This is a genomic window from Neptuniibacter marinus (genome assembly GCF_965223595.1).
GTDB lineage: Bacteria > Pseudomonadota > Gammaproteobacteria > Pseudomonadales > Balneatricaceae > Neptuniibacter > Neptuniibacter marinus.
The window spans coordinates 168,120-188,807 of sequence record NZ_OZ245004.1; the positions used below are offsets into that span (position 1 = coordinate 168,120).

15 protein-coding genes, 2 tRNA genes and 3 rRNA genes are annotated in these 20,688 nt (G+C 44.5%); 3 read left to right on the forward strand and 17 right to left on the reverse strand.

What is annotated here, in order from left to right:
* Positions 1–159: 159 nt before the first annotated feature.
* The 16 genes from fabI to ACOQOE_RS00845 all read right to left on the reverse strand — a co-directional run bounded on the left by fabI (position 160) and on the right by ACOQOE_RS00845 (position 15,419).
* Positions 160–930: an enoyl-ACP reductase FabI gene (fabI, locus tag ACOQOE_RS00770; protein WP_067863266.1), complete on the reverse strand. Its 771-nt coding sequence runs from the start codon at positions 928–930 to the stop codon at positions 160–162.
* Positions 931–1,145: 215 nt separating this feature from the next.
* A 5S ribosomal RNA gene (gene rrf, locus ACOQOE_RS00775) occupies positions 1,146–1,261 on the reverse strand.
* Between the two features lie 151 nt (positions 1,262–1,412).
* Positions 1,413–4,300, reverse strand: a 23S ribosomal RNA gene (locus ACOQOE_RS00780).
* 230 nt (positions 4,301–4,530) lie between these two features.
* Positions 4,531–4,606: transfer RNA gene (locus ACOQOE_RS00785), tRNA-Ala, on the reverse strand.
* A 293-nt stretch (positions 4,607–4,899) separates the two neighbouring features.
* Positions 4,900–4,976, reverse strand: a tRNA-Ile gene (locus ACOQOE_RS00790).
* A gap of 82 nt (positions 4,977–5,058) precedes the next feature.
* A 16S ribosomal RNA gene (locus ACOQOE_RS00795) occupies positions 5,059–6,599 on the reverse strand.
* Together the 16S, 23S and 5S rRNA genes with 2 tRNA genes alongside form the textbook arrangement of a ribosomal RNA operon.
* 644 nt (positions 6,600–7,243) lie before the next feature.
* Positions 7,244–8,104: a twin-arginine translocase subunit TatC gene (gene tatC / locus ACOQOE_RS00800; RefSeq protein WP_420554676.1), complete on the reverse strand. Its 861-nt coding sequence runs from the start codon at positions 8,102–8,104 to the stop codon at positions 7,244–7,246.
* Positions 8,104–8,475 carry a Sec-independent protein translocase protein TatB gene (gene tatB, locus ACOQOE_RS00805; RefSeq protein WP_067869146.1) on the reverse strand — a complete coding sequence of 124 codons (372 nt, stop codon included), beginning with the start codon at positions 8,473–8,475 and terminating at the stop codon, positions 8,104–8,106. Before tatB ends, tatC begins: the two co-directional genes overlap by 1 nt.
* 13 nt (positions 8,476–8,488) lie before the next feature.
* A complete protein-coding gene (tatA, locus tag ACOQOE_RS00810) occupies positions 8,489–8,740 on the reverse strand; it encodes a Sec-independent protein translocase subunit TatA (RefSeq protein WP_067869143.1) in 252 nt (83 codons plus the stop codon).
* Between the two features lie 59 nt (positions 8,741–8,799).
* Complete coding sequence (locus ACOQOE_RS00815) at positions 8,800–9,132, reverse strand: phosphoribosyl-ATP diphosphatase (RefSeq protein WP_067869140.1); 333 nt, start codon at positions 9,130–9,132, stop codon at positions 8,800–8,802.
* A gap of 85 nt (positions 9,133–9,217) precedes the next feature.
* A complete protein-coding gene (ubiB, locus tag ACOQOE_RS00820) occupies positions 9,218–10,852 on the reverse strand; it encodes a ubiquinone biosynthesis regulatory protein kinase UbiB (protein ID WP_420554677.1) in 1,635 nt (544 codons plus the stop codon).
* Between the two features lie 49 nt (positions 10,853–10,901).
* Positions 10,902–12,491: a diguanylate cyclase gene (locus ACOQOE_RS00825; RefSeq protein WP_420554678.1), complete on the reverse strand. Its 1,590-nt coding sequence runs from the start codon at positions 12,489–12,491 to the stop codon at positions 10,902–10,904.
* Positions 12,492–12,625: 134 nt separating this feature from the next.
* Complete coding sequence (locus ACOQOE_RS00830) at positions 12,626–13,249, reverse strand: thiol:disulfide interchange protein DsbA/DsbL (protein WP_420554679.1); 624 nt, start codon at positions 13,247–13,249, stop codon at positions 12,626–12,628.
* A gap of 137 nt (positions 13,250–13,386) precedes the next feature.
* Entirely contained in the window at positions 13,387–14,253 is an 867-nt protein-coding gene (locus ACOQOE_RS00835) for an IS3 family transposase (RefSeq protein ID WP_420555455.1), read from the reverse strand.
* Positions 14,229–14,738 carry a helix-turn-helix domain-containing protein gene (locus ACOQOE_RS00840; protein WP_420554680.1) on the reverse strand — a complete coding sequence of 170 codons (510 nt, stop codon included), beginning with the start codon at positions 14,736–14,738 and terminating at the stop codon, positions 14,229–14,231. The genes ACOQOE_RS00835 and ACOQOE_RS00840 overlap by 25 nt, the downstream gene beginning before the upstream one ends.
* A 75-nt stretch (positions 14,739–14,813) precedes the next feature.
* Positions 14,814–15,419, reverse strand: a complete 606-nt coding sequence (locus ACOQOE_RS00845) for a c-type cytochrome (protein ID WP_067869128.1) — start codon at positions 15,417–15,419, stop codon at positions 14,814–14,816.
* A 211-nt stretch (positions 15,420–15,630) separates the two neighbouring features.
* Between ACOQOE_RS00845 and yihA the strand changes: the two genes are divergently transcribed.
* Positions 15,631–16,272: a ribosome biogenesis GTP-binding protein YihA/YsxC gene (gene yihA, locus ACOQOE_RS00850; protein ID WP_067869125.1), complete on the forward strand. Its 642-nt coding sequence runs from the start codon at positions 15,631–15,633 to the stop codon at positions 16,270–16,272.
* A 173-nt stretch (positions 16,273–16,445) separates the two neighbouring features.
* On the opposite strand, the gene polA is transcribed toward yihA, so the two are convergent.
* Positions 16,446–19,208, reverse strand: a complete 2,763-nt coding sequence (gene polA, locus ACOQOE_RS00855) for a DNA polymerase I (protein WP_420554681.1) — start codon at positions 19,206–19,208, stop codon at positions 16,446–16,448.
* A gap of 97 nt (positions 19,209–19,305) precedes the next feature.
* On the opposite strand from polA, the gene ACOQOE_RS00860 reads away from it, so the two are divergent.
* Positions 19,306–19,584, forward strand: a complete 279-nt coding sequence (locus tag ACOQOE_RS00860) for a DUF2782 domain-containing protein (protein ID WP_067869122.1) — start codon at positions 19,306–19,308, stop codon at positions 19,582–19,584.
* Between the two features lie 36 nt (positions 19,585–19,620).
* Positions 19,621–20,580 carry a homoserine kinase gene (locus tag ACOQOE_RS00865; RefSeq protein ID WP_420554682.1) on the forward strand — a complete coding sequence of 320 codons (960 nt, stop codon included), beginning with the start codon at positions 19,621–19,623 and terminating at the stop codon, positions 20,578–20,580.
* The last annotated feature ends 108 nt before the right edge of the window (positions 20,581–20,688 follow it).

Below are 20,688 nucleotides of genomic sequence, written 5' to 3' on the forward strand. Positions count from 1 at the left end.
AAGAAAGAACTCATTTGAATGTAATAATCGGCCGATATAGGAATAACTTAAAAGAAAAAGGGTGAATATTCTTAGCTATCATATTGTTTTGGCACAAAAATAAAAAACCCAGAGAATCTCTGGGTTAATATTTAATGAAAATAACGGAGTAAAAAGAACTTAACCTACAATACAAACACCATGATCAACATAATGTGTAGTTCCTGTCACGCCACGAGAGAGATCACTTAAGTAATACAGCGCAGCCCCCCCAACCTCTTCAGTTGTAGGTAACAGATGATCAACCGCTTTGTGTCGGTTATATTCTAGCATTGCATCAAAATCTTTTATCCCGCCAGCCGCACGAGTAGCTATAGTTCCTGGGGAGATGCAATTAACTCGAATATGCTGCGGCCCTAAATCACGCGCAAGATAGCGAGTAGCCGCCTCAAGGGAGGCCTTTGCACAACCCATGATATTATAATCACCGGTAGCTAACGCGCTTCCTAAGTAGGAGAAGTTAATTAAAGAGCCCCCTTCCGACATCAGCCCTTTGGCCATGCCTGCCATCTCAATAAATGAGTAACAGGAAACATCCATCGCCTGCAAAAAGCCGTCTCTTGAGCATTCAGAGATTGGGGCATGCAGATCCTCTAAAGGACAAAACGCCAACGAATGGATAACCCCATCTAAAGAACCCCATCGCTGCTCAATTTCTGAAAATACAGCAGACATATCCCCAGGTACTGTCACATCTAGGGGCATAAAGATACTTGCCTCGAGTTCATCTGCAAGAGGTTCTACAAAGCGTTTAGCTTTGTCATTCAAGTATGTTATCGCAAGTTCCGCACCATGTTCTTTAAGCTTTTTCGCACAGCCGTAAGCAATACTCTTATCATTGGCAATACCAACAATAAGCACTTTTTTTCCCGCCATCAGTAAGTCAGACATAAAAACTCTCTGCTAAATAGGTTAATACTAACGGCTATTACCGCACATGCACAATACAGAGAAATGACAATTGGATATAAAACAAGAAAAACAAACTTAATCAGAATTTACTTACCTAAACCTTAAATCCAAAGGCCCTAACACCAAAGCCCCACAACAAGCCCCTGACGCAAAAAACCCCGGCTACATAGTAACCGGGGTTTCTCTAAATAAATGCTTGGCGATGACCTACTCTCACATGAGGAAACCCCACACTACCATCGGCGATATTGCGTTTCACGTCTGAGTTCGGGATGGATTCAGGTGGTTCCACAACTCTATGGTCGCCAAGCAAAACTGTCACAATTAAGATTCAAATTCATTTTGATTTAGAAGGGAGTCTGTTGTCTCAACCTTGTACTTTCTACACACGCTAATTCGTTACTCTCTATCGTGTTTATTCTCTACTTAATCAATCACTTGCCAAACGCCTTAGGCGTTATATGGTCAAGCCTCACGGGCAATTAGTATTGGTTAGCTCAACGCCTCACAGCGCTTCCACACCCAACCTATCAACGTCGTAGTCTTCAACGGCCCTTTAGGGGAATCAAGTTCCCAGTGAGATCTCATCTTGAAGGAGGCTTCCCGCTTAGATGCTTTCAGCGGTTATCCCGTCCGAACGTAGCTACCCGGCAATGCAATTGGCATCACAACCGGTACACCAGAGGTTCGTTCACTCCGGTCCTCTCGTACTAGGAGCAACTCTTCTCAAATCTCAAACGCCCACGGCAGATAGGGACCGAACTGTCTCACGACGTTCTAAACCCAGCTCGCGTACCACTTTAAATGGCGAACAGCCATACCCTTGGGACCGGCTTCAGCCCCAGGATGTGATGAGCCGACATCGAGGTGCCAAACACCGCCGTCGATGTGAACTCTTGGGCGGTATCAGCCTGTTATCCCCGGAGTACCTTTTATCCGTTGAGCGATGGCCCTTCCATACAGAACCACCGGATCACTAGAACCTACTTTCGTACCTGCTCGATGTGTCTATCTCGCAGTCAAGCACCCTTCTACTCTTGCGCTCATTGCATGATTTCCGACCATGCTGAGGGTACCTTCGTGCTCCTCCGTTACTCTTTGGGAGGAGACCGCCCCAGTCAAACTACCCACCACACAATGTCCCTGATCCCGCTTAGGGACCTAGGTTAGAACCTCAATATTACCAGGCTGGTATTTCAAGATTGGCTCCACTCTATCTGGCGATAAAGTTTCAAAGCCTCCCAGCTATCCTACACAAGTAATATCAAAGTCCACTGTGAAGCTGTAGTAAAGGTTCACGGGGTCTTTCCGTCTAGCCGCGGGTAAACGGCATCTTAACCGCTATTTCAATTTCACTGAGTCTCGGGTGGAGACAGTGTGGCCATCGTTACGCCATTCGTGCAGGTCGGAACTTACCCGACAAGGAATTTCGCTACCTTAGGACCGTTATAGTTACGGCCGCCGTTTACCGGGGCTTCGATCAAGAGCTTCGGACGAATCCTAACCCCATCAATTAACCTTCCGGCACCGGGCAGGCGTCACACCCTATACGTCCTCTTTCGAGTTTGCAGAGTGCTATGTTTTTAATAAACAGTCGCAGCCACCTGGTATCTTCGACCGGCCTCAGCTTAGGGAGCAAGTCCCATCACTAAAACCGGCGCACCTTCTCCCGAAGTTACGGTGCCATTTTGCCTAGTTCCTTCACCCGAGTTTTCTCATACGCCTTAGTATTCTCTACCTGACCACCTGTGTCGGTTTGGGGTACGGTTAGTTATAACCTGAAGCTTAGAGGTTTTTCCTGGAAGCATGGCATCAACTACTTCGTTCCATATAGGAACTCGTCATCGGTTCTCAGCCTAACAAGGACCCGGATTTACCTAAGTCCTTAGCCTACTACCTTAAACGCGGACAACCAACGCCGCGCTAGCCTAGCCTACTCCGTCACCCCATCGCAGTTATAATCAGTACAGGAATATTAACCTGTTTCCCATCGGATACGCTCTTCAGCCTCTCCTTAGGGGCCGACTCACCCTGCCACGAAAAGCGTTGGACAGGAACCCTTGGTCTTCCGGCGGGGAGGGTTTTCACCTCCCTTATCGTTACTCATGTCAGCATTCGCACTTCTGATATGTCCACGGTGCCTTACGGCTTCCGCTTCAACCACTTACAGAACGCTCCTCTACCATGCACTAAGTGCATCCGTAGCTTCGGTGTTATGCTTAGCCCCGTTATATCTTCCGCGCGGGCCGACTCGACTAGTGAGCTATTACGCTTTCTTTAAAGGGTGGCTGCTTCTAAGCCAACCTCCTAGCTGTCTAAGCCTTCCCACATCGTTTCCCACTTAGCATAAACTTTGGGACCTTAGCTGACGGTCTGGGTTGTTTCCCTTTCCACGACGGACGTTAGCACCCGCCGTGTGTCTCCCGTGATTGAACTCATGGGTATTCGGAGTTTGCATCGGGTTGGTAAGTCGGGATGACCCCCTAGCCGAAACAGTGCTCTACCCCCCATGGTTAGACACGAGGCACTACCTAAATAGTTTTCGAGGAGAACCAGCTATCTCCGAGTTTGATTAGCCTTTCACTCCTATCCACAAGTCATCCGCTGGCTTTTCAACGACAGTCGGTTCGGTCCTCCAATGCATGTTACTGCATCTTCAACCTGCCCATGGATAGATCACTCGGTTTCGGGTCTACTCCTAGCGACTGGACGCCCTATTAAGACTCGGTTTCCCTACGGCTCCGCAATTGCTTAACCTTGCCACTAAAAGTAAGTCGCTGACCCATTATACAAAAGGTACGCAGTCACCGTCCTAAAACGGCTCCCACTGCTTGTACGTACACGGTTTCAGGATCTATTTCACTCCCCTCACAGGGGTTCTTTTCGCCTTTCCCTCACGGTACTGGTTCACTATCGGTCAGTCAGGAGTATTTAGCCTTGGAGGATGGTCCCCCCATGTTCAGACAGGATATCACGTGTCCCGTCCTACTCGATTTCACAATAAATAAGTTTTTGAATACGGGGCTATCACCCACTATGGCGGCGCTTTCCAGCGCCTTCTTCTAACTACATTATTGCTTAAGGGCTAATCCCCGTTCGCTCGCCGCTACTTAGGGAATCTCGGTTGATTTCTTTTCCTCCGGGTACTTAGATGTTTCAGTTCCCCGGGTTCGCCTCTAATACGCTATGTATTCACGTAAAAGATACCTATAAATAGGTGGGTTTCCCCATTCGGAAATGTCCGGATCAAAGCTTGTTTACCAGCTCCCCGAACCTTATCGCAGGTTACAACGTCCTTCATCGCCTCTGACTGCCAAGGCATCCACCGTGCACGCTTAGTCACTTGACCATATAACCCGAAGGCGTCTGGAATCATAGTAACTGATTAGTACAGTAACGATAGATTTCGCCGAATTGGCGCTTGTATGAAAAATACAAGTCAATCTAAATCAATGAATCTAAATCCAAATTGTTAAAGAGCGTTAAAGCAAAAAAGCTTTAAAAGATAAGTCACTTAGTAAACAATCTTCACTAATTGAGCTATGTTTTAAAACTCTTAATCCTTAGACTGAAGAGTTATGGTGGAGCTATGCGGGATCGAACCGCAGACCTCCTGCGTGCAAAGCAGGCGCTCTCCCAGCTGAGCTATAGCCCCTTACTTGTCCTTTTCACTTTATACGGCGTTGCACTCGTCGCTCGCTCAGTTATTACCCATTGAGGGTAACGTCTTCGCTCGCTCCAGCGTGCGCCTTGTCTAAAGCAAAAATGACTGCGTAAGTATTCTGCCTAGCAGGTTGTAGAGTGATGCAATATGGATCGGCCTGAGTGGACTTGAATCACTGACCTCACCCCCCTTTCTTTTATAAAGAGTGGGGTGCGCTCTAACCAGCTGAGCGTCTTTACTCTCAGTTCTAACTGACCACTTACTTAAGATTTTGCCAGTAAAAGTGGTAGGCCTGAGTGGACTTGAACCACCGACCTCACCCTTATCAGGGGTGCGCTCTAACCAGCTGAGCTACAAGCCTTCAATCGGTTAGAACTAATTCGCTCTCTTCACTTTCTGATCAGATAATTCGTGTGAACGCTTGCCAAGATTCGGCTTTCGTTTAAGGAGGTGATCCAGCCCCAGGTTCCCCTAGGGCTACCTTGTTACGACTTCACCCCAGTCATGAACCACACCGTGGTAACCGCCCTCCCGAAGGTTAAGCTAGCTACTTCTGGTGCAATCCACTCCCATGGTGTGACGGGCGGTGTGTACAAGGCCCGGGAACGTATTCACCGTGGCATTCTGATCCACGATTACTAGCGATTCCGACTTCATGGAGTCGAGTTGCAGACTCCAATCCGGACTACGACCGGTTTTATGAGATTAGCTTACCTTCGCAGGTTCGCAGCCCTCTGTACCGGCCATTGTAGCACGTGTGTAGCCCAACTCGTAAGGGCCATGATGACTTGACGTCGTCCCCACCTTCCTCCGGTTTGTCACCGGCAGTCTCCTTAGAGTTCCCACCATTATGTGCTGGCAAATAAGGACAAGGGTTGCGCTCGTTACGGGACTTAACCCAACATTTCACAACACGAGCTGACGACAGCCATGCAGCACCTGTCTCAGAGTTCCCGAAGGCACGAAACTATCTCTAGTAACTTCTCTGGATGTCAAGAGTTGGTAAGGTTCTTCGCGTTGCGTCGAATTAAACCACATGCTCCACCGCTTGTGCGGGCCCCCGTCAATTCATTTGAGTTTTAACCTTGCGGCCGTACTCCCCAGGCGGTCTACTTATCGCGTTAGCTTCGCCACTAAAAGATCAAGTCTTCCAACGGCTAGTAGACATCGTTTACGGCGTGGACTACCAGGGTATCTAATCCTGTTTGCTCCCCACGCTTTCGCACCTCAGTGTCAATATCGGTCCAGGTAGTCGCCTTCGCCACTGGTGTTCCTTCCTATATCTACGCATTTCACCGCTACACAGGAAATTCCACTACCCTCTACCGTATTCTAGACTGGTAGTATCAGGTGCAGTTCCAAGGTTGAGCCCTGGGCTTTCACATCTGACTGACCAATCCACCTACGCGCGCTTTACGCCCAGTAATTCCGATTAACGCTCGGACCCTCCGTATTACCGCGGCTGCTGGCACGGAGTTAGCCGGTCCTTCTTCTGTCGCTAACGTCACAGTATGCACGTATTAAGTACACACCTTTCCTCACGACTGAAAGTGCTTTACAACCCTAGGGCCTTCTTCACACACGCGGCATGGCTGCATCAGGGTTTCCCCCATTGTGCAATATTCCCCACTGCTGCCTCCCGTAGGAGTCTGGACCGTGTCTCAGTTCCAGTGTGGCTGATCATCCTCTCAGACCAGCTAGAGATCGTCGCCTTGGTGAGCTCTTACCTCACCAACTAGCTAATCTCACGCAGGCTCATCCAATAGTGCAAGGTCCGAAGAGCCCCTGCTTTCCCCCGAAGGGCGTATGCGGTATTAGACCAAATTTCTCTGGCTTATCCCCCGCTACTGGGTAGATTCCTACGCGTTACTCACCCGTCCGCCGCTCGTCAGCATCTAGCAAGCTAGATCTGTTACCGCTCGACTTGCATGTGTTAGGCCTGCCGCCAGCGTTCAATCTGAGCCATGATCAAACTCTTCAGTTTAAATCATATAGTGTCACCAGGAATATGGTGACGGCTCTAGTACTAAACAACCGGATTGCATTCGAAAATGCAAAACCTATTGTAAATCGTTTTAAATGAATTCACTTGGTTGCTTGTCTAGAAAATAAAGCTATTTGCTTCATCTCAACAAGCGCCCACACGAATTATCTGATCAAATTGTTAAAGAGCGTTGCTTGGAACCAACCTAACGCTGCGAAGCGTTTCGTCTCAAGCGAGGCGCATATTCTACTTTGCGCCGCTTCAAAGTCAACCGTTATTTTGTGTTTTTCTGAATTAATTCGCAATCAATTCCGACACAACAATCAACTCTAAAACCTTCAAACCAAATCCAACAAAACCAAAGGTTTTCAAGGAGTTAATTCAACCTTTACTTAGGTCATTCAGCGCTGCTTTGCAGGCCTCCCTTAGCAAGGACGGCGAATTATAGACACTTCCCAAACAACGTCAACAGGCAAAACTAAAAAACTGTGAAATAAAGGCAAAAAGATTAAATAAACAGGCAATAATCAGAAAACTGATTAGCCCGTGATCAGTTTAATTAAAAACTCTGTTGTAGATACAAAAATGCCGCTTAGTTACATAAGCGGCACCCGAGTATTCTCTTGAATTAAACAGAGGGGTTCTTAATCTTTCATATCTCTCACTGCCCGTTCAAAATCTTCTTCGTACGTATAGTCATCATCGTCTTCATCATCATCGCTTTTTTCTTCGCTATCGTCAGCGTCGCCATCTTCTTCATCTTTAGTAGGTTTCACAAAAATAACACCTAAGATAATTCCAGCTTCGAAGAGCAACCACATAGGCAATGCTAATAAACTTTGCGAAATCACATCTGGCGGCGTCAACAACATACCTAAAACAAAACAGCCAACAATCACATAGGCACGCTTATTCCGTAACCCTTTAACGGTGGCCGCACCTGACCAGATCAACAATAAGGTGGCTATAGGTATTTCAAAAACAATACCAAATGCAAAGAATAACTTTAGAACAAAATTTAAATAACTGCTGATATCCGTCATCACTGCCACATTTTCCGGCCCAACACTGGTAAAGAAACCAAAGATCAGTGGAAATACAACAAAATAAGCAAAGGCAATGCCTGCATAAAACAGAAAAATACTAGAAGCCAGCAAAGGGACAGCAAATTTCTTTTCGTGCTGATAGAGGCCCGGCGCAATAAATCCCCAGATTTGATGCAATATAAAAGGCATTGCTACAAAAATTGCCGCAACAAGCGTCAACTTGAATGGCGCAAAAAATGGCGAAGTCACATCGGTTGCTATCATGCTAGTGCCTTCCGGCAGCAATGCAGTCAGGGGTGTAGATAGATAGGTATAAAGGTCATTGGCAAAATAGAACAACCCTAAAAAAACACCAAAGATGATTAATAATACGTACATTAATCGCTGGCGCAGCTCAACAAGGTGACTAATTAAAGGCAACTCTTGATCTTTCTCTGAGGCTTTCTGCTGATTACTCATTACTTATCAACCTTGCCCATTTCGTCACCGGCTACCGTATCAGTCTTTGCTAACGTCCCTTCTGACTCCTTCAACTCTTCAGGCGATGTCGTTTTTGCCGCAATAGGTGAATCATCATCCAATACACCAAACGGCTGGCGCATATCGTTCAACTCTTTTTCTAGTTCATCTTTTTTAATCGATGTCGCCCTTCTTACCTCATCAATTCTAAGCTCTTCACTTATCTCTGATTGAATAGCACCGACGGTACGCCGAATACGACTCACCCAGAGGCCGAGTGTCCGTACAGCAGACGGCAGCTTTTCTGGACCCAGAACAACCAATGCGACGACCGCAACAATCAATATTTCGGCGAAACCGATATCAAACATTTATCGTGGCCAACTATTTATCAGTTTTCTGTTCTTCTTTTACATCTGCTTTATTCGCATCAGTAAAATCGGCATCATCCTGCTTTAACTGTTTATTATCAGCTTCTTCCTGAGCTTTTTCTTCATCACTCATCGCTTTTTTGAAGCCTTTGACTGCACCACCTAAGTCACTGCCAATATTTTTGAATTTTTTAGTACCAAAAATCAAAACAATAATGGCAAGAACAATCAGAAGCTGCCAAATACTAATACCGCCTAAACCCATTGTTATTCTCCGTCGTGAAATCAGAGGCGATAAGATCACCTTAATTTATCAAATAGACCTTAGCCTTTTACTCTCGATGCTTTTTCTTCTAAGCCAGAAAGGTCAAAGCGTCGCGCCAATTCATCTAATACTACCTGAGGATTCTCACCTAAATGTGACAACACAACTAGACTATGAAACCAAAGGTCGGCTGTTTCATAAATAACATCTTTGTTATCACCACTAACCTGCGCATCTTTTGCAGCCAGTATAGTTTCGGTCGCCTCTTCGCCCACTTTTTCAAGAATTTTATTCAAACCTTTCGCATGTAAGCTTGAGACATATGAACTATCTGGAGATGCAGATTTCCGCTCTTCTAATACCTTGCCCAGCTGAGTTAATACATCACTCATCTCATATCGCTCTTTTATCTATGCTAATTTTTGTTGCGGAAGCATACCCGAACAATATTACTTCCACCATACCCAGAGGGATAGCCTAATCTCGTTTAAATAAAAGTGCACCACCCAAAATAGCCAAAAGCCAACTACTTACAGGTAACTCACACAACCAAACCTGTAGTTCTGGACTCGCTGTAATAACACTACCGCCAATAAAAAGTATCGCTAGATAGGTACGATGCTTACTCTTAGCCTCTAACTCATCTTTCGCTTGTTGATAAGCACGCAGATCCCTTAGTCTAATATTATCTAAATTACGCACCTGATTTAAAGCATCAAAGACAAGTTGCGGCATATGAGGAAGTTTTTCTAACCAATCGGGGGCTTGCTGCTTAATAGTGCGGTAAACGCCTTTCGGCCCCATACGCTCTTTCATCCAGTTTTCCAGGAAAGGCTTTGCGGTTTTCCATAGATCAAGGTCGGGGTAAAGCTGTCGGCCTAGCCCTTCGATATTTAACAATGTTTTTTGGAGCAATACCAACTGTGGCTGCACTTCCATATTAAAACGCCGTGCAGTCTGAAACAGTCCAAGTAAAACCTGCCCAAAAGATATCTCTTTTAATGGCTTTTCAAATATAGGCTCACAGACACTTCTAATCGCTGTTTCAAATGCATCAACATTAGTATCTGCAGGCACCCAACCTGAATCCACATGAAGTTGAGCAACTAAACGGTAATCTCTTTTAAAGAAAGCTAAAAAGTTTCGTGCAAGGTAACTTTGATCTTCCGGTGTCAACGAACCAATAATCCCAAAATCCACCGCTATATATTGGGGCTTCGAAGGGTTGTTGCGAGAAACGAAAATATTGCCTGGGTGCATATCGGCATGAAAGAAGCTATCTCTAAACACTTGAGTGAAAAATATCTCTACGCCCCGCTCTGCAAGCAACTTCATATCTGTATGTTGAGCCGCTAATTGTTCAAGGTCGGCCACTGGAATACCGTGGATACGCTCCATAACGAGCACATTTGAACGGGTGAAATCCCAGTAAATTTCGGGAATATAGAGAATATCACTATTATCAAAGTTACGTCGTAGCTGTGAACCATTCGCAGCTTCTTTACGCAGGTCTAACTCATCAAAGATAGTTTGCTCATATTCAGCTACAACCTCTACAGGGCGAAGACGCCGTCCCTCAGCCCAAACGCCATGTACAAGGCGAGCTAAGGTAAATAAGAGATCTACATCTTTTCTAATCGTTTTGCTAATTCCCGGACGGATAACTTTAACAACCACATCCCGCCCATCAAACATAGTCGCTTCATGAACTTGCGCAACGGATGCCGACGCCAATGGTTCAACCTCAAACGAGCTAAACAGCTCCGATACCGGCTGCCCCAATGCCGTTTCAATTAAACTCTGGGCTTGTGGGCCGGAAAAAGGAGGTACTCGGTCTTGTAACTTTTTCAATTCTGCCGCGAGCTCATCAGAAAGAAGATCTCTGCGAGTGGAAAGCATTTGACCAAATTTAACAAAAACAGGTCCTAAGTCCTCTAAAGCCAATCGGATACGAACCGCTTCCGGCTTAGATGCGCGAATAAACAAACGCCAAGGTAATAACCAAAATAAAATACGAACGTACCAAGGTAAAGACAAACCTAAAAATATCGTATCAAGACGATAACGAGCAAACACTTGGACTATTCTTAGAATACGTGAAAGACGCTTCACAGCAGAGGAACCTTAATTAAAAATTATATTAATACAACAAAGACAGACGCTAGTTAGCTCGGACTAAATTACGACCATCGTCCTTAGCTTGATACAGCGCCGCATCAGCGCGGTTAAAAGCTTCCTCTAAAGAATCACCTTCTTTAATCTCAGTCACCCCGAAAGACATTGTAATCCCAACAGGCTTACCATGAAAATTAAATGGGCTTTTCGCCAATGAAAGCCTTAGTTTATTCATCGCCTGCACGGCTTCAGTGACCGATGTTGAGGGAAGGATAATAACAAACTCTTCACCTCCATAACGAGCAACAAAGTCAGTCACTCTAATACTTTTGGTAATAACCTTAGCAACTAAACGTAAAACCTTATCACCGGCAAGATGTCCAAAGTTATCATTTACACTTTTGAAAAGATCTAGGTCCGCAACAACAACAGTAAACGCCGTACGGTAGCGCGACCAACGCTCATATTCTTGGACAATATATTCATCATACGCGGCACGGTTTGGTAAGCCAGTCAACGGATCAGTCCTTGCGCGCAGACGCTCCTCTTCCATATGAGCTTTCACCTTGCGGGTTTCTTGCTCCATCTCATCAACTTTTGAGATTAGATCCTCATATCGACCTTGCAACCGACTTTCACGCTCCTCCTCTTTCTTTTTAAAGCTGTCCATTGCTCGCATCAAACCGGTTAACTGAAACGAGACCGCGTTTTTGAGATCCTTTAAATCATTCGTATTTTTAACCGTATGGTTCAGTTGCTTAACATCTTGGCGCACTTGCTGGTCAAGCTCTCGCTGATTCTGACCAATCTCTTGCTGCTCTTGACGGCTATCCACAACAAAGGTCTGAACTTCGGTCAATCTAGAGCTTAATTCTACTAAATAATTTTCAAAATCATCGCTAGTATTACTAGTCGACTTGATAACCAATTGAACAATAAGGTGAACTATCTCAGGTAAATGGGGCAGCTCAAAACCTTTTTCAATACGTTGAACTAACTCTCGTGCATCAGGCGCATCTTCTTTCGGAACGCTAAGCCCACTTATAAGCTCAAGAAGCTCGGTCCCTATATGTTTTAACAGTATGCGAACTTCGTCACCGAGCGCATCGGTAGAGGCGGTGTTGTCTAAAGAGAAATGACTCTTTTCAAAAGCCGTATCACCCTCACTGCCGCTCTCAACATGACTTTGCAACTCAATCAAGTCATCAAGTAAACCCGGCAGCCCATAAATTTTATCATTGATGTCATGACTTCGAGTTTCAAGCGAATCAAGAACATTCTGGGCACCGCTACTTTGTACTTGGGTACGTAACATGCGTACCCACTTTAACAGTGCAGCAACAACCTCTTGCGCTTGCTTATCCTTAACCTCAACTCTACTTTTAACTTGCTTTTCAACACGTTTGGTCGTTTGCCTCAAAGCAGATAGGTTTTCCATACACGCTTTCTGCAGTAGAGGCTTCAACTGGGATAATTCAGTATCAAACTGCGGACTTTCCCCTTCTAGGGCAACCGTCAAATAGCTAGCAAGTTGACGCAGCTGACTCTCAACATCGGCACTTTTGCGCTCTTGTTGTTCCAACTCTTGAGTCAATTCCCTATATTTCTTTTTCCAATCAACTTTTTCTTCTGCCACTCTAAATCCCCAGGACATCGAAACCAAAAATCCAGTCTGAACTTATGTTAGTCTAACTAACTAATTCGCACTAGGGCTTATAGCAAACAGATATAAAAAACGCCCATGAAGGGCGTTTTTTTAAATCTTTAGGTTTACTCGGCTGCGGAGCGTTCCTTCTCAATTAGGAAATTCACTACTTTTAACATCTCTTGCTGACCACCCGCCATCTGAGCACTAATGCGATACTTGCCATTAACAATCATTGCCGGTACACCTTCAACACCGTAACCACGCAGCTTAGAGTCGCCTTGCTTTAGCTTCATGTTAACCGCAAAGGAGTTATACATTTTATCAAACTGGCCACGATCAAGGCCTAAATTTGCGTAAAACTCAGAAAAGTCATTCATACCAGAAAAGCGACGACGCTCAACATGAATCGCATGAAAAGTAGCTTCATGCGTTTTATCTAACGTTTTCATAAGCTCTGATGCATAAAAAGCACGTGCCATCGGCTCCCAGCTACGCCCAAAAACTACAGGGATACGAACAAAGTTCACATCATCCGCTTGATTACTGTTCCAGTTTTTAATGTAAGGCTCGAAGCTATTACAGTGGGGACATGGATAACCAAACATCTCAACCACTTCTACCTTACTCTGATCAATCGTGCGTACAGGCGTTGTTAACTTAACGTAGTGCACACCCTCACGGTAATCTTCTGCTTGAACAAGTAACGGCAAAAACAAAGCGATCAATATAAAGCCAATTTTTTTCATTCTATTTTATGCTCCGAACAATCAACTGAATTAAGAATAGACATAACAGCAGACGATAAAGTTCCATCTTGTCAGAAAAACATCTACAAAAAAAGGCAGCTTACTGAAGTGACCCCATAAAGTTGGACACTTTTTTATTAGGCTGTTAATAAGGCCTGCTTGCGGTATTCAACCGGAGTCAGGCCTTTTAGTTTTACTTTAATACGTTTTGTATTGTAATACTCGATGTACTCGTCGATCTGATTTATCAGGTCGTCTGCATTCTTAAACTCTTGTTGATGATACATCTCTGTTTTGAGTACGGCGAAAAAGCTTTCGGCGGCCGCATTATCCAAACAGTTCCCTTTTCTTGACATACTCTGTGTAAGACCTCTCTCAGAAAGAATTTTCTGAGTCAGTGGATTTCGATACTGCCAACCCTGATCGCTGTGAAATATCGGACACTCACACTCTTTAAGCCCCTCAACGGCCTCCTCAAGCATATCTGTAACTAACGGTAAACGTGCAGACTTTGCTGTCCTATACGTCACTACTTCCCGATTAAACAGATCAATGATTGGAGACAGATAAATCTTTTGGCCTTTAACATTAAATTCTGTGACATCCGTTACCCATTTCTCATTAGGCTTCTGCGCATCAAAATTACGCTGCAGTACATGTGGTGCTCCTTTTCCTATATCGCCTTTATAGGACTGATAGCGCTTAGGACGAACGATCGACTTTAATTTCAGCGCCGTCATCAGACGCAGTACCGTCTTATGATTTAACCATATATCGAAAGCCCGTAATGCCAATAGAATCCGTCGGTAGCCATAACGTCCCTTGTGTTCATCAAAAATTTGACGAATCACTACTTTCTCTCGAGCGTAATTATCAGGCTTCTGCAGCGCCTGACACTGATAGTAAAAGACACTGCGTGATAACTCACACGCTTTCAAAAGAAGCGTCAGCTTAAATGTCGCCTTGAGTTCCTGAACGATTAACGCTTTCTCTTGGTTTGAGATTGTTTTTTCAGGTACAAGGCATCTAACTTTTTTAGAACAGCGTTCTCCGCTCTAAGGTATTCAAGCTCTTTTTGCATTTCCTCGGGCGTCATCTCACTAATTTTTGAGGACTGAGGGGGTGACGACTGTTGTGTCATAAACGTTTTTCCGCGTTTACTGGGTTCTAATCCCTTTATGCCTGAAGACCTATAGCGGCGCTGCCAAACATAGAGAGTACCAGGGGATACGAGATTGTAGTATGCGCTTGTATAACCTAAAGACCATTGTTCTGCCCACATTTTATTAAGCATGCGAAGTTTATCTTGTGCGCAATAAGGGGAGATGGGAGGTTGAAAAGCGGTCTCACCATGAAACCGGTAAATCTGAGTCCAGTAACGAATCAGAGAAGCGGGAACGTTTAGTTCAGCTCCCAATGATAGGGAAGATGTACCGTTAAGGTATTGTTTAGCTGCAGCAATTTTAAATGCTCTGCTGTACTTTGCCATAAAAACCCCCAGAGTTGGTTGTCCAACTATTGGGGGTCACTTCATTACGCTGCCTTTTTTTAACTCGAACTGAATTTATTTACTCAGTCCTTGGATATAACTAGCAACTGCTTTAATTTCTGCATCGCTTAGTTTACCAGCGGTATCACGCATCATACCTTGAGGATCGTTAGCACGTTCACCTGTACGGAAAGCATGTAACTGTTTTTCTGTATATGCAGCGTGCTGTCCACCAATAGCAGGGAAACCAGCTTGGTCGTTACCTTGACCTGTTGGAGCGTGGCATGCTGTACAAGCAGCAACACCTTTAGCAGCAATACCGGAACGGTAGATCTTCTCGCCTTGCTCAACTAAATCTTTGGCAGCGTGTCCTACTGTACCTTGCTGTTTTGCAAAGTAAGCAGCGATATCAGCTATATCTTGATCACTTAACGCATCAAGTAGGCCTGTCATTTCCACAATTGGGCGAGTGCCTGCTTTAATTTCATTAAGCTGTTTGATCAGATAAGCTTCATTCTGACCTGCTAATTTAGGGAAGTTTGCTATAGCGCTGTTACCGTCAGCACCGTGACAAGCTCCACACACAGCCGTTTTGCCTTTTCCTGCAGCGGCATCACCTGCCGCATGAGCTACACCAGTAAGACCTATGGTCACAAGCAAGCTAATCAGTAGTTTATTCATCGACGAACCCAGACTCTTGATTAAAATTATGTTTGATCTATGTAAAACACTAATAGTTTTACGTTGACCAATGTTATCCTCACTTCCCTGCAGACTAGAGCTAAATCCTGATCGCAGGTAAAATTGGCGCAATTATAAACCAATATCCACACAAACTGGAACGACAATCTCTGTTCCTTTAGTAGCGATTACCAAAAAAGCGGCCCAAAATATGTCATCAGATCAATTAACCGTTCACTATAACAGCGCACGATTTAATAAAAGCGCGGCAAAATTACATCAGTGTCCGGAAGATGTAGGCGCCGAAGTTGCGTTTGCTGGCCGCTCAAATGCGGGCAAATCTAGCGCGATTAACACACTTACAAACAACGGGAAATTAGCCCGCACATCAAAAACACCTGGCCGAACCCAGTTAATAAACTTTTTCGATCTCAATATTGAAGATTTACGTATCGTCGACCTACCAGGTTACGGATACGCTAAAGTCCCCATTGAGATGAAACAGCATTGGCAGCAACATCTTGATGAATATCTGCAAAAGCGTCAATGCTTGCAAGGAGTCGTATTAGTTATGGATATACGTCATCCGATGAAAGAGTTCGATCACATGATGATCGGCTGGTGCCAATCCTCCCATATGCCATTACATGTATTATTGACCAAAGCTGACAAGTTAAAGAAAGGGCCCGCTCAATCAACACTGCTAAAAATCCGCAAGGAACTTAGTGAAGTATTAGGTGACCTTGTGACAGTGCAAACATTCTCCGCACTGAAAAAGCAAAATGTTGATCAACTTCGTCAGCGGTTAGATAGCTGGCTTCTACCTGAGAATGATCAACCTGAAATGGAATAGCTGAGATTTAGAAGGCAAAAAAGAGCCCTGGGAATCGTTAAAAGAGTAACGACTGATACCGCAGGGCTTTAATACATACTCGCTGGAAAGAGCTACAGCTAGAATAAATGTAAAAAATATAGCTCTAAATCTGTGACGCTTGTTTATAGCAATAGTTCAATCTAAATATAAATTTAATGAGCCTGTTCCCAATTATCACCTACGCCGGCTTCAACTAAGAGTGGTACATCCAAATCAGCAGCTCCCGTCATCTGCCGCTTTACCTCGCCCACAAAATCATCAACCTGATCTTCACGTACCTCGAAGACCAACTCATCATGCACCTGCATAATCATACGAACATCATAATCAGCTCTCGCTAACCAATTATCCACAGATACCATTGCCCGTTTGATAATATCGGCAGCTGTTCCCTGCATAGGTGCATTGATCGCGGTTCGCTCTGCCGCTTGTCGACGTATCGCATTTTTAGCTTTGATCTCAGGAAGATATAACCGACGGCCAAATAAGGTTTCTACATAACCCTGCTCCTGCGCCTTAACACGCACATCATCCATATAGTTCTGCACATCAGGATAGGTAGCAAAATAATGCTCTATATATAGTCCTGCCTCTTTGCGACTAATGCCGAGCTGCTTAGCTAAACCAAAAGCCGACATCCCATAGATTAAGCCAAAGTTGATCGCTTTAGCACTACGTCGCTGATCACTGCTTACCTCGCTGAGTTCAACCTTAAATACCTCCGCTGCCGTCGCACTATGAATATCGGCTCCTTTAGAGAAGGCTTCTAACAACCCTTTATCCTGCGATAGATGCGCCATAATCCGCAGCTCAATTTGCGAGTAATCCGCAGCAACAATTTTATACCCTTCAGGCGCGATAAAAGCATGACGAATTCGGCGCCCTTCTTGTGTACGAACAGGAATATTCTGTAGATTCGGGTCCGTTGAAGATAACCGTCCTGTCGCAGTCACCGCTTGGTGATAGGAGGTATGGATACGTTGAGTACGTGGATTGATCATCAACGGCAGCTTGTCGGTATAGGTCGATTTCAATTTGCTTAGACTACGATGCTCCAAGATCAATTTAGGGAGCGGGTATTCAAGTGCTAGCTCTTGCAACACCTCTTCCGCTGTAGACGGCGCCCCTTTTGGCGTCTTTTTAATGACAGGGATTTCTTGTTCTTCAAACAATATCTGCTGAAGCTGCTTGGGCGAGGCTAAATTAAATTCTTTACCTGCAATCTCGTAGGCTTCCCGCTCCAATTCAATCATGCGAGCAGCCAGTTCAATACTTTGTTCCCCTAGCACATTAGGGTCTACTAAAGCGCCGTTACGCTCTATATGAGAAAGCACAGAAATTAATGGTTTTTCAATCTCAGAAAAGACCTTAGATAACTTTTCATCTTTGCTAAGTTGCGCAGCAATTGCTTGATGTAATCTCAGGGTAACATCCGCATCTTCAGCGGCGTAAGGGCCCGCTTGTTCCAGTTCAATCTGATTAAATGTCAGCTGTTTTTTACCTTTGCCGGCAATATCTTCAAACTTAACCGTTTTAATACCTAAATAACGATCGGCTAAACTGTCCATATCATGGCGCGATGCGGTCGAGTTGAGCACATAAGATTCCAGCATTGTATCAAAGGCAATACCTTGCATCTCAATGCCGTAATTAGCCAATACATTCATGTCGTATTTAATGTGCTGACCTACTTTCTTATGCTCACTGCTTTCCAATAAAGGTTTTAATTTTTCTAACAAGCGCTCACGACTAATCTGTTCAGGCGCTCCCATATAATCATGTGCAACAGGAACATAAGCCGCGTAGCCCGCTTCAACCGCAAAAGAAACGCCTACCAACTCAGCTTCCATATAGTTCAAACTGGTGGTTTCTGTATCAAAAGCAAACAATTCAGCTGTGGATAACTTTTCAATCCAACGATCTAATTCCGATTCTTCAAAGATAACTTCATATTCAACTTTTTCAGGCGCTACTGGCATCGCACTGTTTTCCGCAACTAACTCAGCAGAAGCTCCACCTCCGGATTGAAGATCTACAAGCCAGGAACGGAACTCGAACTCTTCGAAGAGTTTTATTAAAGCCTCAGTGTCAGGTTCAGGCTTTTTAAAGTCCGATATAGTTTCATGTAACTCAACATCAAGCTTAATCGTTGCCAATAGATAGGAGAGTTCCGCTTTATCTTTATTCTCTTCTAGTTTTTTAGCCATGGTCTTTGCACCACGGAAACCTAAATCAGCAACTTTATCGAGGTTTTCATATAAGTCTTTAATGCCACCAATACCCTGCAAGAGCGCCAGTGCCGTTTTTTCACCAACACCAGCCACCCCTGGTATGTTATCCACCTTATCCCCCATTAATGCGAGAAAGTCGATGATGAGTTCAGGTGGAATACCAAATTTTTCATTGACACCATCAACATCCATTAATGTATCGGTCATGGTATTAATGAGCGTGACATGCTTATTTACGAGCTGCGCCATATCTTTATCGCCCGTAGAAATAATCGTATCAACGCCTTGTTGGCTTGCTTGATGGGCAAGCGTTCCAATAACATCATCCGCTTCAACTCCATCTTCTACAATCAGAGGCATACCCATCGCCTTCACTATCTGGTGAATTGGTTCTACTTGACTGCGAAGATCATCTGGCATCGGCGGGCGTTGCGCTTTATAGTCGCTATAAATATCATCACGAAAGGTTTTTCCTTTTGCGTCAAAGATGACAGCTATAGGGCTATCTGGATACTGCTTAATCAGGCTTTTTAGCATAGAAGTGACCACTCGGATCGCTCCAGTAGGCACACCAGCTGAATTTCTTAAGTCTGCTTGCTGAGAAGCAAAAAAAGCGCGGTATAAATACGAGGAGCCGTCGACTAGAATAAGAGGAGAGTTGGATATTTGGCGCTGTTCGCTCATCTGTAAACCCGAGTTAGTTATCATCAGGGACTGATCATAGTCGATAAATTAAATCGCCTAAAGAAGAAGTCTTCATATATTTAAAGAAGGAAGCGTTATGAAAAAGCTACTATTAGCTGCTTTACTATTAATTACACCTCTCGCACAAGCGGAAGTACCTCCCCTTGTAGATGAAAATGAGCCACAGATCACTATCTACAATGATTCAGATAAAACCTACTACGAGTACCGCATAAACGGTGAATTAAAAGAGATTAAAGTGGTTCCAAAACAGGGCAAAGAATATTACCTAGTGCCTGCACCGGGTGAAGGCAATTTTATCCGCCAAGAAGCGTCGCAAATGTTAATCCCTAAATGGGTGCTATTCCGCTGGTAATTACAGCAATCACTAACCACTATTTGAGTAACACTTTTGGCTGTTTATACACAACTACATGAAGATGATCTGAACCAATTTCTACGCGATTTTGATCTTGGTTTTTTGGTCAACTTTAAGGGTATTGAAGGCGGTATTGAAAATACCAATTATTTCCTATCCCTGGAAAAGCAAGGCATACAAAAGGAGTATGTGCTTACTCTTTTTGAAGAGCTCGATTATGAAGAGCTTCCCTACTTTGTCGAGCTTTGCCAATGGTTATCCGATAGAGATATAGATGTGCCTTTTGCGATACATGATCGTAATGGTATCGGCCTTAAAAAATTAAAAAACCGTCCAGCAGCCATCCAACCTCGCTTCTACGGCGAACATGTTGGTCAATCAGAGTTAACAGCGGAACACTGTGCGGCTATTGGTAAAGTTTTAGGCGAGTTCCACGTTGCCGCCGCCGACTTCTATTTAAAACGGCAAGCACACCGCGGTGTTTTCTGGTGGCGTCGAGAAAGTGAGCTGATTGCACCTAAGCTATCGACGGGTGACCAAAAGTTATTAAAAGAGGAAGTACAACGCTTTGATCAACTTAGAGATAACCCGAGTGATATAAAAGTAGGCACAATTCACGGTGACCTATTCCATGACAATGTGCTTTTTCAGGGAACCGATGTCAGCGCTGTATTAGATCTATACAACGCAGCTACCGGCTTTCTGTTATTCGATCTAGCGATTGTTGCTAATGATTGGTGTAGCAACCCCGACGGTTCAATTGACCACCAACGGGAGGAGGCTCTACTCAAGGCTTACAATGAAGCTCGCCCATTCACTGAAGGAGACCGAGAAGCTTGGGCAGTGCTGAGCTGTACCGCCGCCATGCGCTTTTGGCTCTCGCGACTCATTCCTTGGTTAGATCAAAATAGTGAACAAAAACTAAAAGATCCTGATGAGCTCAAACGAATTTTACTATTCAGGCGCCAACACCCCAGCCAATTGCCCGACTAATTTACGCCAGCCCCCCCTGTATATAGATCTTTTCATCTTACAGGGGCTTTAACCTTCTATGCATTAAGGTAATTCATCTCATCCATCCCCCTTAGTTACTATTAAACT

Bases quoted from the DNA above. Each gene is read 5' to 3' on its own strand.
- fabI (WP_067863266.1), bottom strand. From the start codon at position 930: ATGTCTGACTTACTGATGGCGGGAAAAAAAGTGCTTATTGTTGGTATT.
- tatC (WP_420554676.1), bottom strand. From the start codon at position 8,104: ATGAGTAATCAGCAGAAAGCCTCAGAGAAAGATCAAGAGTTGCCTTTA.
- tatB (WP_067869146.1), bottom strand. From the start codon at position 8,475: ATGTTTGATATCGGTTTCGCCGAAATATTGATTGTTGCGGTCGTCGCA.
- tatA (WP_067869143.1), bottom strand. From the start codon at position 8,740: ATGGGTTTAGGCGGTATTAGTATTTGGCAGCTTCTGATTGTTCTTGCC.
- ACOQOE_RS00815 (WP_067869140.1), bottom strand. From the start codon at position 9,132: ATGAGTGATGTATTAACTCAGCTGGGCAAGGTATTAGAAGAGCGGAAA.
- ACOQOE_RS00830 (WP_420554679.1), bottom strand. From the start codon at position 13,249: ATGAAAAAAATTGGCTTTATATTGATCGCTTTGTTTTTGCCGTTACTT.
- ACOQOE_RS00840 (WP_420554680.1), bottom strand. From the start codon at position 14,738: ATGGCAAAGTACAGCAGAGCATTTAAAATTGCTGCAGCTAAACAATAC.
- ACOQOE_RS00845 (WP_067869128.1), bottom strand. From the start codon at position 15,419: ATGAATAAACTACTGATTAGCTTGCTTGTGACCATAGGTCTTACTGGT.
- yihA (WP_067869125.1), top strand. From the start codon at position 15,631: ATGTCATCAGATCAATTAACCGTTCACTATAACAGCGCACGATTTAAT.
- polA (WP_420554681.1), bottom strand. From the start codon at position 19,208: ATGAGCGAACAGCGCCAAATATCCAACTCTCCTCTTATTCTAGTCGAC.
- ACOQOE_RS00860 (WP_067869122.1), top strand. From the start codon at position 19,306: ATGAAAAAGCTACTATTAGCTGCTTTACTATTAATTACACCTCTCGCA.